Below are 12666 nucleotides of genomic sequence, written 5' to 3' on the forward strand. Positions count from 1 at the left end.
CGGGGGGATAGAAGGTAGAGGGGATTTCAGTGGTCTCAAACAAGGTGATGGAACGCGCGCTGCTCGGAATGGGAGGCCTCGCGGCCGCTCTCGGGGTGGGCGCTGTCGTCGTCCGGCGGCGTCGCCTGCATTCGTTCACCAAGACGACCGACGTCCGGCCCGACGAGCTACTGCAGCAGCCCACCTTCGAGCCGCACATCACCGAGGTCGTCACCGACGACGGCGCGCACCTGCATGTCCGTAGCTACGGCAACGCCGATGCCGAACCGATCGTCTTCAGTCACGGCTGGACCTGCTCGGCCGACTACTGGTTTCCGCAGATCAACGCCCTCGCCGGCCGCTACCGCGTCATCGCATACGACCAGCGCGGCCACGGCCGCAGCGACGTCGGAACGCGACCACTGAGCCCGGACGTCCTGGCCGACGACCTTGCAGCTGTCCTCTCGGCCACCGTCGCCGAGGACAACAAGGCCGTCCTGGTGGGGCACAGCATGGGCGGCATGTCGATCATGGCGTGGGCCGGAAACTACCCCGAACAGGTCGATCGCCTGGTCAGTGCCGTACTGCTCGCCAGCACCGCGACCGACTCCCTCGTTCGGGAAACCACCGTCATCCCGCTGCCGCAGCGCTTTCCGCGGGTCCCCGCTCCGGTAGGGCGAGCCGTGCTCAGCTCGGCCCTGCCGTTACGGCCCTCACCGGTGACGCGCCAAGCCATCAAGTACATCTCGATGGCACCCGGAGCCACGCCCGCCGAGGTGGCATTCTGCGAGAAGATCGTGCTCGAATGCGCGCCACGCACCCGCGGCATCTGGGGTGCGGCGCTGAGTGACCTCGACATCCACGAGGCACTCGAGAACATGTCGGTCCCCACCAGCGTGCTCGTCGGATCGGCCGACCGCTTGACCCCTCCCGTGCACGCGCGCAAACTCGCCCGCGCCCTGGACGACCACGACCACCTGAGTCGGCTGATCGTGATCCCCGGAATCGGACACATGAGTTCGGTGGAAGCGATTGACGAGTTCAACGCCGAAGTGGTTCGGCTGAGGAATCTCTGATCTTTCGGGTCGTTCCTAGCTGAAGACCACGGTCTTGCGGCCGTGCACCAGGACGCGATCTTCCAGGTGCCACCGCAGGCCGCGGGAGAGTACGAGCTTCTCGATATCGCGGCCTTGACGCACCATGTCGGTCACCTCGTCGGAATGGTCGACGCGAATGACGTCCTGCTCGATGATCGGTCCCGCGTCGAGCTCGGCCGTCACGTAGTGGCACGTCGCGCCGATCAATTTGACGCCCCGCGCGAAGGCCTGGTGGTACGGACGCGCGCCGACGAACGACGGCAAGAAGCTGTGGTGGATGTTGATGGCCCGGCCCGCCCAGTGCGTACACAGTGACTCGGGCAGCACCTGCATGAAGCGTGCCAGCACCACCGCGTGCGGGTCGTAGGAATCGACGAGCGACCGCACCTGATCGAACGCAGGCCCGCGCTCGGCCGGGTCCTTCGCGAACTCGACGTGGTGAAAGGGAGTTCCGTGCGCGGCGGCAATCGGCTCGAGTGACTTGTGGTTGCCGATCACCGCGGAGATCTGAGCGGGCAGTTCGCCGCCCGCAGCGCGACCGAGCAGATCGTGCAGGCAGTGTGCTTCCTTGCTGACGAGCAGAACGACACGCTTGGGTTCACCCGAATCATGAAGTGCCCATTCGGTTTCCGGGCCCAGCTCGGCGGCCACCTCGGCGAATCGTGCACGCAGATCCTCGACGCTCATGCTGACCGACGACGCTCGCACTGCCTGCCGGGTGAAGAACCAACCGGTGTCGGGATCGGCGTGATAGGCGGCCTCGACGATCCATCCACCGACTTCGGCGAGGAAGGTCGAGATGCGGGCGACGATGCCCGTCTTGTCGGGGCAACCGAGCGACAGAACGTAGCGGCGATCCTCGAATACGGAAGAACTCATGCCGCCGATTGTCTCAGGGCGTCCTGACCCCGGTTGCCACCAGTGTCCCGAGATCAATCGAATCGATACCGCGCTCTGTCAGCAGCGCCGTGAACTCGGCACGGATCTGCGCGCGGGTCGCATCGTCGAACGGGGTCAGCGCGCCGCGCATCGCGCTACCCAGCACGAGATCCCATACGAACGACTCCGTCGCGGGAACGTGGTTGGACAGTTCCACGACCCTGACATCTGTGGTGCCGGCCGCGGTGAGCCATGCCCTCAGGAGGTCCGCCGTTTCCATCCGGCGGATCGGGTGCTTGTCGTAACCGTCCTGCGCGAGGGGCCCGAAATGCTCGCTCGGTGGTGAGTGCGCACCGATCACCTCGAAGTACGCGCGGGAGAACGACTCGATCGCGCCCTTGCGCCACACCGTCACCCCGACGCGGCCACCCGGACGGACCAGCGACACCAGACGGAAGAAATCCCGTTCGGGATCGGGCAGGAAGAAGATGCCGTACGAACAGGCCAACGCGTCGTATCCGGCGTCGGGAACGGTCGACGGCGGCTCCCACGCGGTGGCGTCGGCGACAACGAAGTCGATGTTGCGCAGGGCGCGGTCGGTTGCCGTCGACCGGCCCACCTCCAACAGGTCGTCGGCGAGATCGATGGCATGCACCAGGCCGTCGGGTCCGACGGCTGCCGCCGCGGGAAGCGCCGATGCTCCGGTGCCCGAACACACGTCGAGTACCGCCTGTCCCGCGGCCAGCTCCAATGCGAACGCGAGCGACTGTCCGGCCGGCCCCCACACCTGCGGCGTCACCGCATCGAACTCCCTGCTGGTGGAGTTGAAGGTGGCGGCGAGCGAGGCTGCGGTCATGAAGGAAAATCGTAGACCGACAGGGCTCTCGACGGCAGAGCTGTGAAAAGCTGGTTCGCATGACACTCACCCGCGCTGCCCTCGCCGGAATGGTCGACCACACACTGCTCAAGCCCGAAGCGACCGAGGCCGACGTGGCCGCTCTGATCGAGGAAGGCCGCGAGCTGGGAGTGCTCGCCGTGTGCGTCTCGCCGTCGATGCTGCCGATCCACGCCGAGGGAATGCTCACCGCCGTCGTCGCCGGGTTCCCGTCGGGCAAGCATCACTCGTTGATCAAGGGATCCGAGGCCAGGCTCGCGGTACAGCAAGGTGCCGACGAGGTCGACATGGTGATCGACGTCGGCGCTGCCATCGCGGGGGACTACAACGCGGTACTGGCCGACATCGTCACCGTCCGCGAGGGGATCGCGGGCAACGCGGTACTCAAGGTCATCATCGAATCGGCGGCCCTGTCCGACGAGGCGATAGTCGAGGTGTGTCGCGCAGCCGAGAAGGCGGGTGCCGACTTCGTCAAGACGTCCACCGGATTTCACCCGGCCGGCGGCGCGAGCGTCGAGGCCGTTCGGTTGATGGCAGAGACCGTCGGCGGTCGACTGGGCGTCAAAGCCAGCGGCGGCATCCGAACCACGGACGCCGCCCTGGCCATGATCGACGCGGGCGCAACACGATTGGGACTCTCGGGTACCCGCGCGGTGCTCGACGGGTTGGCTCCGCATGTGAACGCTGCGCCTTCGGGTCGTTCCGCGGGCTCCACTCCTGCCTCGTAGCCTGCTGCGAAGTTCCGCTCACATGGGTTACGCGACGAGCGAGCAACCCTCGGGGGCCTGCTGATTCTGATCCTGCTGGGTCACTGGGATGGTGTACTGCCCGCCTTCGAGGGCTAGCTCGATGCCACTGTCGGTGACCGTCAGCGACGTCGGAGCCATGCCGAGCGGGTAGGTCTGCAGGCTGTCGGTCAGCACGCCGACGACGGAGTCGACCAGATCGGTGGGGATACCGAGACCCAGAATCGACGCGTCGACGGTCTGGAAATCGACCTTGCCGTTCGCGACCTGCGGCTTGACGGTCAGGTTCGCGAGAGCGCCCACGGCGAATTCGAGGGTGCCCGCCGATGCGTCCGAGGTGACGCCCGAGACGATCGCGCCGATGCCCTGAGTCTGCAGGGTGCGGGTGATGCCGTCGGTGGACCACGAGATGTCGGCACTCGAGCTGCCGATGGTGCCGCCCGAGTCGGCGGTCTGCGTCAGATTCAGATCACGTGCCTCGGCGTGCACGACCATGCCCTCGGCCGGTCCGAAGCGCGCGTCGTCACTGTCGACGGTCACCGAGGAAACTTTCTTGTCCACCAACGAGAGCAACACCGGCTTGAAACCGAGACCCACCTCGACCTGGCTGCCGAGCTCGGACTCCAACTGACCGGCGAGGCAGGACTTGATCTGCTGGCGCACGAACAACTCGCCGCCGATGACGGCGACGAGAAGGACGACAACGACGGAGATTGCAATCAGCGGTGCTGTGCTGCGCCTGGCTGTGGATGACATTCCAGGCAGTCTTCCCGATGATTCTGAGCAAGCTCTGTGAAACTCGCCGAACTCGTGGCGTAGGTGTCGATCTTTGTGACCTGTAACACATTGTGACGTACGCTTGCGACATGAGTACGACACGACCGAGCGTGCACGAACTGCACTCGTTGGCCACTCGCCAGGACGGCTATTTCACCGCCGAGCAGGCCGGCGAGCTCGGCTTCGACTCGGCGATGGTGCGCGTCAATCTGGCCACGAACACGTGGACGCGCGTCGAGCGCAACCTGTTCCGTCTCGGCCAGTGGCCGCACAGTGAGCTCGAAGTGTTCGCCATGTGGTGCGCCTGGTTCGGCGGCGAGGCCGTGATCTCGCACCAGAGTGCCGCCGAACTGCACGGATTCGGGCACCTGCACCCGCAATTCGTGCACGTCTGCGCATTCGGCGACCTACGACTGACCGACACCAGGCTCGCGGTGCATCGGCTGCGACTCGAACCCCGAGATGTCGAGTCGGCGGGCACGTTCAACCTCACCACCCCCGTACGCACCGTGCTCGACCTCGCCGCAGGCGGCATCTCTCAGATCACCCTCGACGAGGTGGTGTGCGACGCCGTCGCCATCGGTCGCGTCGACCCGCAGACGCTCTACTCCGAGGCCGGGACCAGTACCGACCGAGTGGCCGAACGCGTCGAGCTGGCACTGTCCGCCTGTACGTGACCGCTACCGCGCGTGCACGATTCGGGTGCGGGTGACACCGAAGCCTGCCCGTTCGAAGGCTGCTCTCATAGGTAGGTTCGTCGCGTCGGTGGTCCCCACGATCTTCTGTTCCCCCGCGTCGTGATGGATGCGGACCATCTGCGACAGCAAATCGTGGACGTAGCCGTTGCCGCGGTGTTCGGGTAGCACGCCGAGATAGCTGATGGCGGCGTCGTAGGCGTTTCGGGTCGGCACGATGAAGCCGACCGTGGTGCCGTCCGTCCGGCTCGCGATCTGCCAGGCTTCGCGAAGGCCCGGTAGGGAGCTGTAGAAGGCGAGGTCGTCTGCCGCAAGGGCGGCGACGCCGTGTTCGGCGACCATGGATCGAGTATGGGAGTCCAGGCTCCCCGCTGCCACGGCTCCGAACAGGACGCGGAACTGGTCGTCGGTGCCTGCAGCGAAGCGCAGCCGAGTCGAGATCTCGGGCCTCGGATCGTCCGCGGTTCGGGCGAAGGCGATGCGTTCGGTGGTGCGAGTGAATCCTCCTCGGTGGGCGGCAGCTTCGCGCCACTCCAAGGCCGCCGACACCGATCTGTCGGTCGAGTCGGTCACTGCCACATCGACATTGAATTCGAGTTCACCGGCGTCGTCGAAGGCATCGCGTCCGGCGAGAATCAACGCGGTGGCGATGTCTTCGGGATGCTTCTCGCCCGGATCGACGAGTAGACAATCCAGGGTGAGCGGACTCGTTGCATCTGAGCGTCCCCACCACAGAGCCCGCCCGACCGGGCGATCCGCGCGCTCGGCAATCCAGGTCCACTCGTGCCGGTAGTTGCCCGACGCCATCTCCTCGCGCAGGCGAGTTCGATCGACCCACGCGACCGGTTCCTCGCAGGACCACTGCTCGAGTGCATGGAGGTCGGCGGGCGTGCTGGGTCGGACCGTGAGCGAATCATGCCCGTCCATTCCGGCCTCCTTCGTGATTGTCGGTCAGCGGTGCGACCGTCGACCAGGGGACTGTGAGCACGTTGTCTCGTATCCGTCGACGGGGGACCGTGATCGGAAGTCCTTGCTCGGAAAGTATTTTCATGGCTGCGCGCCACCGAATTCGAGGCCCGAACGGCGCCAGCGGTGCCGACACCGACCACGCTCTGTCCGCCCGCCGAAGCAGATCGTGCACGAGCTCACCCTCTATGTTGCGGTGAATCAGCACCTTCGGTAGCCGCTCCGCGATGTCCGACGGCATCTCGACGTCGAACGGATCCCACGCCAACGTCAGTGAGCGAGGGCCATCGGCGTCGAGCAACACCCAGGCGCAGCGTCGACCGAGCTCGTCGCAGGTACCGTCGATCAGCAGCCCGCCGGGAGCCAGACCGGTCAGAATGCGTTGCCACGCAGCAGGAACCGCGTCCTCGGGATACTGACGCAGCACATTGAAGGCTCGCACCAAATTCGGTCGCAGTCCGGCCAACTCGAAACCGCCACGGGCGAATTCGACGCCGTTGCTTCCGGCGACCACTCGCGCGGGGTCGATCTCGAGACCGGTGACCCGAAGATCGGGCCTGACGGTGCGCAACCGGCCCGCGAGCTCAAGCGTCGTGTTGGGCATCGCACCGTAGCCCAGGTCGACGACGAGCGGATCCGGTGAGTCGAGCAGAACGCGTCGAACATCGGGGTTGTGCATCAGCCACCGGTCGCTACGACGCAACCGGTTGATGCCGGTGGTGCCGCGAGTGATGACGCCTTCGGGCTTGTTCAGCTCAGGCGTTCTTTTCGAGCCAGTCGGCGGTTACTTCGCCCTCGCCGCGCCACAGGTCGATGAGGTTGACGAGCATCAGCTGCTCGAGTTTGCCGCCGATGAACGGCAGGAACACCTTGGCCTCGGAAGAGGTGCGCAGGGTCGAACCGCCGTTGGTGGGGAACAGCGAAGTGGTGCCCTTGAGCGAGCCCGGGCCGGCCGGAATCGACGCGTCGTAGTGACCCGCGGTGACTTCTTCGTAGGCGTCGAAGTGCACGTTGCGGGTGATGACCATGTCTTTCTTCATCACCGTCTGCGCGATGTCGGGCAGTTCGGTGCGCGGGATGACGTGGTGCATCACGATGTCGATTCCGGCGTCGGTCACCTCGAAGCTCTTCAGCTCGTTCTCCGAGTACTTACGCATCTCCTCGATGCGCGCATCCCAGTGATCGCGACTGGAGAGCGCTGCATAGACCTGCTGCGTCGAGTGGGTGAACCGGGCGGAGTAGTTCATTCGGCGAGCCATAGTGCGCCAGGTTAGCTGTTTGCTTGGGCCGCAATCCAGTTACCGGTGAAGTCCTGCTCGTTGTCGATGAGGGAGAGCACCTGCTCGCTGATCATCGCTTCGATCTTGCCGCCGAAAATCGGGACCTTGACCTCGGTGGTGCCGGCCAGCGCGATGGTCGTCGTCTCGCCTTCACCGTCCAGCGTGGTGGTACCGGTGATGCGGGCGGGTGCGCCTTCGACGGTGGCTCCGAAAGTGCCGTCGGCGTGGGTGCCGTCGAACGGTCCCCAGCTCTCGGTGCGTTCGATGATGAGGTCGCCCTTCTTGAACGCCGTGACGGCGGACGGCAGTTCCTCTTCCGGGACGGACTGGGTCATGACGACGTCGATGGTGCCGTTGCCGACGGTGACGCTCTTCAGGCTGGCGCCCGGACCGCCGATCTGCTCGATGCGGTCCTTCCAGTACTGCTCGGATGTGAGTGCAGCGTGGACCTTGTCGGCGGAGGCGGGCACAGTCGAGCTGTGCTCAATGGGGCGAGGCATCCCCGCAGATTACCGGGTGGCTGAAGACGCCGTAGCGTGAGAGTCCGTGCCTACTGCAATTTCGGAACTCACCACCATTCGGGTGGGCGGCCCGGCCCGTGAATTCACTGTCGCGTCGAACGCCGACGAGTTGGTCTCCCTTGTGCGCGATGCGGACCGCGCGGGGACGGATGTGCTGGTCGTCGGCGGTGGATCCAACCTCGTGGTCGGCGACGTCGGGTTCGACGGCCGGGTGGTTCGGGTGACCGGTTCGAGGCTCGAGATCGACGGCGAAACCGTGACGGTCGATGCGGGCGTCGAGTGGGATGCCGTCGTGCAGGCGACGATCGATGCGGGACTCTCCGGCATGGAAGCGTTGTCGGGGATCCCGGGAACGACCGGTGCGACGCCGATCCAGAACGTCGGCGCGTACGGCGCGTCGACGTCCGAGCTGTTGCACAGTCTCACCGTGTACGACCGGGAGACGCAGGAGACGGCGGTGTGGACGCCGGAGCAGTGTGGTTTCGGCACGCATCGGTCTTCGGTGTTCAAGCGATCCTCGCGGTACGTGATCCTGGACGTGACGTTCGCGCTGAAAAAGACGACCGAATCGCTCCCGGTGCGCTACGCGGCGTTGTCGGAGCGCCTCGATGTGCAGATCGGTGACGTCGTGCCGGTGCCAGACGTGCGCGCGGCCGTACTGGCGCTGCGCGGCGAGCGTGGCATGGTGCTCGACGCGAATGACCACGACACCTGGAGCGTCGGATCGTTCTTCCTGAACCCGGTGCTGCCCGAGGTGCCCGAGGCCGCTGCGCACGCACCGAGTTACCCCGATCCGGCAGGGACGAAGATCCCGGCCGCATGGCTGATCCAGAACGCGGGCTTCCCGCGCGGCTACGGCACCGAATTCGGTCGGGGCACGGCAGCGCTGTCGACCAAGCACGTGTTGGCCATCACCAACCGGGGTGGGGCCACCGCGTCGGACATCATGGCGCTGGCCGCGCACGTCCGAGACGGGGTGCGCGAGAAGTTCGGCGTCACGCTCACGCCCGAATGTGACCTCGTCAACTGCGAGCTGGGTTAGGGCCGGCCGAAACGGCGCATACGATGAAGCTTTGCAAGTGATAGCTCGTAGGAGGTAAATCAGTGCAGGTCACCAGCGTGGGACATGCGGGTTTCCATATTCGGACCGACGCCGGAAGCATCCTGTGCGATCCGTGGGTGAATCCGTCGTTCTATGCGTCGTGGTTCCCGTTTCCCGACAATTCCGGCCTGGACTGGGACGCCCTGGGTGACTGCGACTACCTCTACGTCTCGCACCTGCACAAGGATCACTTCGACCCCAAGACCCTGGCCGAGCACGTCAACAAGGACGCCACCGTTCTGTTGCCGGACTACCCGGTGCTCGATCTCAAGCACGAGCTCGAGAAGCTCGGGTTTCACAAGTTCTACGAGACGACGAACTCGGTCAAGCACACGATCTCCGGTCCCAAGGGCGATCTCGACGTCATGATCATTGCGCTGCGTGCGCCCGCGGACGGTCCCATCGGCGACTCGGGTCTGGTCGTCTCCGACGGCAAGACCGTCGCGTTCAACATGAACGACGCGAGGCCGGTGGACCTGGACGTGATGACCGAGAATTTCGGTCCGGTGGACGTGCACATGCTGCAGTACTCGGGCGCGATCTGGTACCCGATGGTCTACGACATGGTCTCGCGCGCGAAGAAGAACTTCGGCATCCAGAAGCGTCAGCGTCAGATGGATCGGGCGCGTCAGTACATCGAGCAGGTCGGCTCCACGTGGGTCGTCCCGTCGGCCGGTCCGCCCTGTTTCCTGGACGACGAACTCCGCTCGCTCAACGACGTCTACGGCGACCCGGCCAATGTGTTCCCTGATCAGATGGTGTTCCTCGAGCAGATGCGGTTGCACGGGCACGACAAGGGCCTGCTGATGATCCCGGGAACGGCCGCAACATTCGACGGTTCGGAGCTGGTCTCGCACGAACACCCGATCCCGACGGCCGAGGCCGAGGCCATCTTCACCACCGGCAAGGCCGACTACATCGAGGCCTACGCTCAGCGTCAGGCATCGGTGATCGCCGCGGAGAAGGCGGCCTGGGCTCCGGCCGAGGGCGAGCCCCTTCTCGAGCCGCTGCGAGGCCTGTTCGAGCCGATCATGGCGCAGACCGATCTGATCTGCGACGGCATCGGCTACCCCGTCGGAATCACGATGGGCGACGAGACCGTCGTGCTCGATTTTCCGAAAAGGATTGTGCGCGAACCCATCTCGAACGAGAAGTTCCGCTACAGCTTCACCATCCCGCCGGAGCTGGTGCGCACCGCAGTACGTGATCGGGAGCCGGACTGGGTCAACTCGATCTTCCTGTCCACCCGCTTCCGTGCCCGCCGCGTGGGCGGCTACAACGAATTCCTCTACACGTTCTTCAAGTGCCTCACCGACGAGCGCATCGCCTACGCCGACGGTTGGTTCTCCGAGGCGCATGACGACACGGCAACGATCACGATGGGCGGCTACGAGATCCAGCGCCGCTGCCCGCACCTGAAGGCAGACCTGACGAAGTTCGGCATCGTCGAAGGAAACAAGCTCACCTGCAACTTGCACGGATGGGACTGGAGCCTCGACTCCGGTCGCTGCCTCACCTCGAAAGGCCACGAACTGCGTACGCGCAAGCTGTGAAATTGCCCCCGAAAAGTGGGGTACTTCGCCGACGCAGGTACGTTGGACAACGTGCATGAGCAGGTAGAACAGACAAAACGGACGCGTACGGTGTGGTTGATCGCCGTGCTCGTGGCCTTGGTGGCTCTCGTGGCGGGGTGCACCGTCGGTTCGGGCGACAAAGGCTCGGGCGGATCGGCTCCCACCACCGAGGCAGCACCCGTTGCGCAGGTCACCCAGAACCCGGTGGCAGGTGCCGTCGACGTCAGTCCCGTCGCGCCGATCTCGGTGTCGGTGACCAACGGAACCCTCACTACGGTCTCGTTGACCAACCCCGACGGCAAGGTCGTCCAGGGAGCGCTGGCACCCGACAAGGCGTCCTACGCTGTCACCGAACCTCTCGGCTACGGCGTGCAGTACACCTGGTCGGGCTCGGCCGTCGGCTCGGACAACAAGACCGTCCCGATCGAGGGGACCTTCACCACCGTCGAACCGGACAGCCGCACCTCGGTGAGCACCAACATCGGCGACGGGCAGGAAGTCGGCATCGCCGCGCCGATCATCCTGCAATTCGACTCGGCGATCGAGGACAAGGCAGCGGTCGAGAAGGCGTTGACGGTGACCACCAACCCGCCGACGCCGGGCGCATGGGCGTGGTTCCCCGACGACAACGGCTCACGCATCCACTGGCGTCCCACCAACTACTGGACGCCGGGAACCACCGTCTCGGTGAGCGCCAAGCTGTACGGAGTGAACTACGGCGGCGGTGCCTACGGGGCCGACGACGTCACCCTGAACTTCAGCATCGGACGCAGTCAGGTCGTCGTCGCCGACGCCACCAGTCACCGCATGCAGGTGGTTCGTGACGGTGCGACGATCATGGACATCCCGGTCAGCTACGGCGAGGGCAACGAGGACCGCAACGTCACCCGCAGCGGCATCCACGTCGTCACCGAGAAGCACGAAGACTTCCTGATGTCCAACCCGCCGTTCTACGAGAACGTCCGCGAACGCTGGGCGGTGCGCATCTCCAACAACGGCGAGTTCATCCACGCCAACCCACTGACCACCGGAGTGCAAGGCGCGTCGAACGTCACCAACGGCTGTATCAACCTCTCCACCGAGGACGCGCAGGAGTACTTCCAGACGGCGATGTACGGCGACCCCGTCGAGGTCACCGGTACCCGTATCGACCTCTCCGCAGCCGACGGTGACCTGTACGACTGGGCCATCGACTGGGCGACCTGGCAATCGATGTCGGCACTGCCTGCAGGCGGAGCGACCGCAACCACGACGCCTGCGACGACGGCACCCGCGACGACGACGGCGCCTGCGCCCGCTGGTTGAGCGGAGTGCCTACGGCAGTGGTGCGGTTATGTGCCCTCTGGGGCACCTAATCGCACCACTGCCGGAGGCATTACTTGCGGGAGAACCGTCCCGGACCGGCCTGATCACGCGGCTTGATGATGATCTGGTCGAGGTTGACGTGCGACGGGCGTGATGCGACGAAGCCGATCACCTCGGCTATGTCGCTTGCGACCAGCGGCGTGATGCCCTGGTACACCGCGTCGGCCTTGGCTGCGTCGCCGTCGAATCGGACGAGGGAGAACTCGGTTTCCACGGCACCCGGCGCAACCTCGGTCAACCGCACCGGCTTGCCGAGCAGCTCGCCGCGCAACGTCCGATGCAGCACTGCCTGAGCGTGTTTGGCGGAGGTGTAGCCCGATCCGTTGTCGTAGGCCTCGAACGCCGCGACGGAGGTGATGGTGACGATCAGGCCGTCACCGGAGTCGATCAGCTTGGGCAGCAACGACTTCGTGACGCGCAACGTGCCCAGCACATTGGTCTCCCACATCCAGCGCCAGTCGTCGAGATCGGCGTCGATCACCGGAGCCAATCCCTTTGCGCCACCGGCATTGTTGATCAGGACGTCGACGCGGGGGACGACGGCAGCGAAGGCGGCCACCGAATCCTCGTCCGTGACATCGAGTTCCAGGGCGGTGCCACCGATCTCCGACGCCAACTGCTCGAGACGGTCGAGTCGGCGGGCACCGATCACGACGTGGAAGCCGTCGGCAGCGAGCTGGCGGGCAGTGGCCGCACCGATGCCGGAGCTGGCTCCGGTGACGACGGCGATGCGGGTATCGGGGGCAAGTGGTTCGGACGAAGTCATGAGCAAATTCTAGTCGGGTGATTC

At 65.3% G+C, this 12666-nt stretch carries 14 protein-coding genes; 6 read left to right on the forward strand and 8 right to left on the reverse strand.

Annotated elements, in window-relative coordinates; genetic code table 11:
* Positions 1-47: 47 nt before the first annotated feature.
* Entirely contained in the window at positions 48-1055 is a 1008-nt protein-coding gene (locus ACNEOT_RS07160; RefSeq protein WP_415973689.1) for an alpha/beta fold hydrolase, read from the forward strand.
* Positions 1056-1070: 15 nt separating this feature from the next.
* On the opposite strand, the gene purU is transcribed toward ACNEOT_RS07160, so the two are convergent.
* Both purU and ACNEOT_RS07170 read right to left on the reverse strand, forming a co-directional pair.
* Positions 1071-1955 carry a formyltetrahydrofolate deformylase gene (gene purU / locus ACNEOT_RS07165; RefSeq protein WP_415973206.1) on the reverse strand — a complete coding sequence of 295 codons (885 nt, stop codon included), beginning with the start codon at positions 1953-1955 and terminating at the stop codon, positions 1071-1073.
* 13 nt (positions 1956-1968) lie between these two features.
* Positions 1969-2811 carry a class I SAM-dependent methyltransferase gene (locus ACNEOT_RS07170; RefSeq protein WP_415973207.1) on the reverse strand — a complete coding sequence of 281 codons (843 nt, stop codon included), beginning with the start codon at positions 2809-2811 and terminating at the stop codon, positions 1969-1971.
* A 59-nt stretch (positions 2812-2870) separates the two neighbouring features.
* Here ACNEOT_RS07170 and deoC point away from each other — a divergent pair, with 59 nt between their 5' ends.
* Positions 2871-3578 carry a deoxyribose-phosphate aldolase gene (deoC, locus tag ACNEOT_RS07175; RefSeq protein WP_415973208.1) on the forward strand — a complete coding sequence of 236 codons (708 nt, stop codon included), beginning with the start codon at positions 2871-2873 and terminating at the stop codon, positions 3576-3578.
* A gap of 27 nt (positions 3579-3605) precedes the next feature.
* Here deoC and ACNEOT_RS07180 read toward each other — a convergent pair whose 3' ends face one another.
* Positions 3606-4352 (reverse strand): DUF2993 domain-containing protein, encoded by a 747-nt coding sequence (locus ACNEOT_RS07180; RefSeq protein ID WP_415973209.1) that lies wholly within the window; start codon positions 4350-4352, stop codon positions 3606-3608.
* Between the two features lie 110 nt (positions 4353-4462).
* Here ACNEOT_RS07180 and ACNEOT_RS07185 point away from each other — a divergent pair, with 110 nt between their 5' ends.
* Positions 4463-5050 (forward strand): type IV toxin-antitoxin system AbiEi family antitoxin domain-containing protein, encoded by a 588-nt coding sequence (locus ACNEOT_RS07185; protein WP_415973210.1) that lies wholly within the window; start codon positions 4463-4465, stop codon positions 5048-5050.
* 3 nt (positions 5051-5053) lie between these two features.
* Here ACNEOT_RS07185 and ACNEOT_RS07190 read toward each other — a convergent pair whose 3' ends face one another.
* The 4 genes from ACNEOT_RS07190 to ACNEOT_RS07205 form a co-directional block, all read right to left on the reverse strand.
* Complete coding sequence (locus ACNEOT_RS07190; RefSeq protein ID WP_415973211.1) at positions 5054-5995, reverse strand: GNAT family N-acetyltransferase; 942 nt, start codon at positions 5993-5995, stop codon at positions 5054-5056.
* Complete coding sequence (locus tag ACNEOT_RS07195) at positions 5982-6713, reverse strand: class I SAM-dependent methyltransferase (RefSeq protein ID WP_415973212.1); 732 nt, start codon at positions 6711-6713, stop codon at positions 5982-5984. The genes ACNEOT_RS07190 and ACNEOT_RS07195 overlap by 14 nt, the downstream gene beginning before the upstream one ends.
* A 76-nt stretch (positions 6714-6789) precedes the next feature.
* Positions 6790-7293 carry a DUF2505 domain-containing protein gene (locus ACNEOT_RS07200; RefSeq protein ID WP_415973213.1) on the reverse strand — a complete coding sequence of 168 codons (504 nt, stop codon included), beginning with the start codon at positions 7291-7293 and terminating at the stop codon, positions 6790-6792.
* A gap of 11 nt (positions 7294-7304) precedes the next feature.
* Positions 7305-7814 (reverse strand): DUF2505 domain-containing protein, encoded by a 510-nt coding sequence (locus tag ACNEOT_RS07205; protein WP_415973214.1) that lies wholly within the window; start codon positions 7812-7814, stop codon positions 7305-7307.
* Between the two features lie 46 nt (positions 7815-7860).
* Between ACNEOT_RS07205 and ACNEOT_RS07210 the strand changes: the two genes are divergently transcribed.
* The 3 genes from ACNEOT_RS07210 to ACNEOT_RS07220 all read left to right on the forward strand — a co-directional run bounded on the left by ACNEOT_RS07210 (position 7861) and on the right by ACNEOT_RS07220 (position 11816).
* Positions 7861-8877, forward strand: coding sequence for a UDP-N-acetylmuramate dehydrogenase (locus tag ACNEOT_RS07210; protein WP_415973215.1), 1017 nt, complete (start codon positions 7861-7863; stop codon positions 8875-8877).
* A gap of 62 nt (positions 8878-8939) precedes the next feature.
* Positions 8940-10490: a Rieske 2Fe-2S domain-containing protein gene (locus tag ACNEOT_RS07215; RefSeq protein WP_415973216.1), complete on the forward strand. Its 1551-nt coding sequence runs from the start codon at positions 8940-8942 to the stop codon at positions 10488-10490.
* Between the two features lie 51 nt (positions 10491-10541).
* A complete protein-coding gene (locus tag ACNEOT_RS07220) occupies positions 10542-11816 on the forward strand; it encodes a L,D-transpeptidase (protein ID WP_415973217.1) in 1275 nt (424 codons plus the stop codon).
* Positions 11817-11886: 70 nt separating this feature from the next.
* Here the strand turns inward: ACNEOT_RS07220 and ACNEOT_RS07225 are convergent, their stop codons facing one another.
* A complete protein-coding gene (locus ACNEOT_RS07225) occupies positions 11887-12642 on the reverse strand; it encodes an SDR family NAD(P)-dependent oxidoreductase (RefSeq protein WP_415973218.1) in 756 nt (251 codons plus the stop codon).
* Positions 12643-12666: the final 24 nt, after the last annotated feature.

This window comes from Rhodococcus sp. 077-4 (genome assembly GCF_047782425.1).
In the GTDB taxonomy this organism is placed as follows: domain Bacteria; phylum Actinomycetota; class Actinomycetes; order Mycobacteriales; family Mycobacteriaceae; genus Rhodococcoides.

Bases quoted from the DNA above. Each gene is read 5' to 3' on its own strand.
- ACNEOT_RS07160 (WP_415973689.1), top strand. From the start codon at position 48: ATGGAACGCGCGCTGCTCGGAATGGGAGGCCTCGCGGCCGCTCTCGGG.
- purU (WP_415973206.1), bottom strand. From the start codon at position 1,955: ATGAGTTCTTCCGTATTCGAGGATCGCCGCTACGTTCTGTCGCTCGGT.
- ACNEOT_RS07170 (WP_415973207.1), bottom strand. From the start codon at position 2,811: ATGACCGCAGCCTCGCTCGCCGCCACCTTCAACTCCACCAGCAGGGAG.
- deoC (WP_415973208.1), top strand. From the start codon at position 2,871: ATGACACTCACCCGCGCTGCCCTCGCCGGAATGGTCGACCACACACTG.
- ACNEOT_RS07180 (WP_415973209.1), bottom strand. From the start codon at position 4,352: ATGTCATCCACAGCCAGGCGCAGCACAGCACCGCTGATTGCAATCTCC.
- ACNEOT_RS07185 (WP_415973210.1), top strand. From the start codon at position 4,463: ATGAGTACGACACGACCGAGCGTGCACGAACTGCACTCGTTGGCCACT.
- ACNEOT_RS07190 (WP_415973211.1), bottom strand. From the start codon at position 5,995: ATGGACGGGCATGATTCGCTCACGGTCCGACCCAGCACGCCCGCCGAC.
- ACNEOT_RS07195 (WP_415973212.1), bottom strand. From the start codon at position 6,713: ATGCACAACCCCGATGTTCGACGCGTTCTGCTCGACTCACCGGATCCG.
- ACNEOT_RS07200 (WP_415973213.1), bottom strand. From the start codon at position 7,293: ATGGCTCGCCGAATGAACTACTCCGCCCGGTTCACCCACTCGACGCAG.
- ACNEOT_RS07205 (WP_415973214.1), bottom strand. From the start codon at position 7,814: ATGCCTCGCCCCATTGAGCACAGCTCGACTGTGCCCGCCTCCGCCGAC.
- ACNEOT_RS07225 (WP_415973218.1), bottom strand. From the start codon at position 12,642: ATGACTTCGTCCGAACCACTTGCCCCCGATACCCGCATCGCCGTCGTC.